The organism is Rhizobacter sp. P2_H2 (assembly GCF_056403375.1).
The window spans coordinates 1-3,004 of sequence record NZ_JBFUFP010000680.1; the positions used below are offsets into that span (position 1 = coordinate 1).

General features: G+C 54.3%; 2 protein-coding genes and 1 pseudogene. All 3 read left to right on the top strand.

Features of this window, described 5'->3' with window-relative positions; all coding sequences use genetic code 11:
• Positions 1-348: hypothetical protein (locus tag AC1D15_RS24575; protein ID WP_477828033.1), on the top strand; the 348-nt coding region annotated here is incomplete at its 5' end.
• 178 nt (positions 349-526) lie between these two features.
• A pseudogene (locus tag AC1D15_RS24580) lies at positions 527-866 on the top strand (IS5/IS1182 family transposase); the annotation flags it as partial.
• 263 nt (positions 867-1,129) lie between these two features.
• Positions 1,130-3,004, top strand: a 1,875-nt coding sequence (locus AC1D15_RS24585; RefSeq protein ID WP_477828034.1) for a YopJ family acetyltransferase, incomplete at its 3' end; no start/stop codon positions are given.

A 3,004-nucleotide genomic window follows, 5' to 3' on the forward strand; every position in this document is an offset into this window, starting at 1 on the left:
CTGCACTACAACCGCGAGCAGATCGACTGCAGCGACTGCAACGGCGGCGGCCGGTTGCTGACCGACACGACGCAGCAGCTGGTGCTGGGCCACAGCCTGTCGGCGACCAGCTGGCTGCGGCTGATCGTGCAGCGGCTGCGCACCGAGCGCGGCGAGTCGCCGGGCGGCAGCGCCTCCGACAGCCGGCGTTCGGTGCTGTCGCTGGTGCTCGCGACGCGGCCGTGGCGCAAGCTGGATGCGAGCGTCGGCATCAGCGCCGATCGGGGGCATGCCAACGACGGCACCGGCCGCAGCGACGATCGCACGGTCGAGAGCTTCGTGAAGCTCAGTTGGCCGTTCGGGTTCTAGCAAGTACCGAGTAGCGACGGACTTCGGCCGTCGAGCAGCCGTCTGGCCCGATTTCTCCCGCGCCCGGCTCGACGGCATGATCGATGCGCGGCACCCGCTGGTCCAACTCGCGGCGCGACTGCCGTGGGATCGCATCGAAGCTGCCGACGTGTCGGCCAAGTCGATCAGCGCGCTGATGCTGTGGCTCGAACGCGCCGGGGCGCGTGCACACGCAAAGGCGCAACGACAAGCACGAGCTCTACGCGCTGCACGCGCCCGCGGTCGAATGCCTCTCGAAGGGCAAGGCGCGCAAGCCCTGCGAGTTCAGCGTCAAGGTCAGCCCCGCCGTCACGCACAAGCAGGGGCTGATGGCGGGCGCGCGAAGCTTCCCCGGCAACCCGAACGACGGCCATGTGCTGTGCGAGCAACTGGAGCAGACCACGACGCTGCTGCAGGACATTGGGCGCTGTCCGAAGCAGGTCATCGTCGACCTGGGCTACCACGGCGTGGACGCCGACAACCCGGGCGTGCAGATCATGGCGTGCGCTGGTCGTGCCAGACGATCGGGTTGTGCACCGCCTCACCGGCACGGCCGATAGGTTGATGCGTTTGCAGGGCAGGGCATGAACTCGCCGGGGGTGCAAGGTTGCGCTTCGGACTGAAGACCGCGGCCTGTTTCGACGTGCATGTATGTCTACGGGCGCTGCATCACGTTCATTCCATGCAACCAACGCACATGTTGTGTTACTCAGGATGCACATTGCCTTCAACAGAGTTTTTCGATCGTTTTTAGGAGTACACCTTGCAGTTCAAATTCCCGAATCCGAGCTCGCCCAGATCGGCAGCACCGCTGAGCAACGCGTCGTCGCAAACTACGAAATGTGCTCCGAGCAAACAAGAATTGAAGACCCTGATATGCGAGCAGATGAGCGGATGCGATGATGCTTTGGGAATAACTCATGCGCTTCTGTCTCTACTTGATTCGGGCGGGTTTCCATGTCTGGACATTTCCGGCTGCAGCGAGCAATCGGTTCATGCAGTTCCTGAGTTTCTGATGCGGGAAATCATGGGTCATTTGTCGAACAGGCAATCAGGGCAATCGGACGAGATGACAATTCAATGGCCAACGAGTGGATTGAAAATTTACCCGGAGTGGCTTCCAGCGGTGCGAAATTGGGTTTCCAGTCTGGAATTAAAAAACAAGATCGTCGCCTATGGGGAAAGTCGTTCGCTCAAAAACGGAGGAATATTATTTGTGCAAGAGGGAACAAATGTCGGGGAGGCCGTCTACAACATAAAATTCGATGAAGAGTCGCGTGCAGAAATCATGAACTACTATTCACTCAAGAAAAATGCCAACGTCATAAAAATCAACAAAATCCGAAGCAAGGAGAAATTGGACATAGATGATCTGAGGGATGATATTTCCAGTGTAGCAAAACTTGACGATAGAAATGAGCTGGAATGCCGAATCGCACTTCTTCGTGGCGAGGAAACGTTTCACACGGAAGCATTGATTTACATGCGACATGAGAATCAAGAGGGAATAATATTATTCAACTCTCTTGGGAATGAGTATAAGCACGCGGAACTTCACTCCCTTACCGCTCCGAATCGATCCATTTATTATGTGGCCGACGACAGTCAAGCTTCTCCATCAGGGTGTCGTTTTTACTCCCTGGATCTTGGCTGCGCAATGACAGAAAGGGATGGGGATGGAAACTTCCGCCTCTCAAATGAATATATCCTGTCCCGCGCCAAGAAGAAGCTTTTTAATAACTCCGATGGGAATGCCATCGACAGCAAGATATATGAAATCAAACTGCCGGATGAATTGCTTCGTCATGCGCAAATAAGTAGATTTGTTCGCAAACATCAGAAAGGCAATCCAAACAGGCCTGTTGTTCATCGATACAAAACGCGGAATGGCATGCTCGACGAGGATCTGCAGACCTTCCGGAAACGACAATCAGTCTGCGAGCCAAGGAGTGGAAAGTCCATCAATAATCACCTCAGGAGTCGAGGTTTCCGAAATGCATCAAGCCTGCGGATTCAGTACTATCTTTCGGAGCTCACAAAAAACTCCTGTAGCGAGTGGCCGCTCAGCCTGAAGAAGGCATTTATAGGTCATGCGAAAAAGCAGATTCGTCGAATGGCCGACATTCATCCGACGCCGAGTCTGAATTTCATTCCCAGTCGGGTCTGGCGCGATGCCATTTCGCTTGATCAATGGCTGGAAGGACTGGGTGTTCTCAGTTCATCATCAGTTAATAACATCAACACACGGAAAGTGGTGGGCGTGTCATCAGCGGATGACGCCCTAACCCTGACGGGAAAATTCTGTCTCGAATTACTTTCATCAACACTGGGAGTTCTGCATCTGCTGCATCCCCTCGAAGTCCGAGACATTTTTCGCATTGCATGTGCCAATTGTGTCCAAGAGTCACTCGAGTCCTTTTTCGAGCGCTTTGATTCGATGACTCCTGAAGAAAGAATTGCCTGCTTCTGTCCAATCGGCGAAAATGAAATTTCCTCATTGTCATTGGCTCTTGCAACTCAGAGTGAGGAATTCTGCAGAACCTTCTTTGGTTATCTTTTAGGGGGTGAAATCCCTATGCGCACAGCCGCCACGCTTGTTTGCAATTCCATATGCGATCAAAAGTTCTCCGAGGAATTC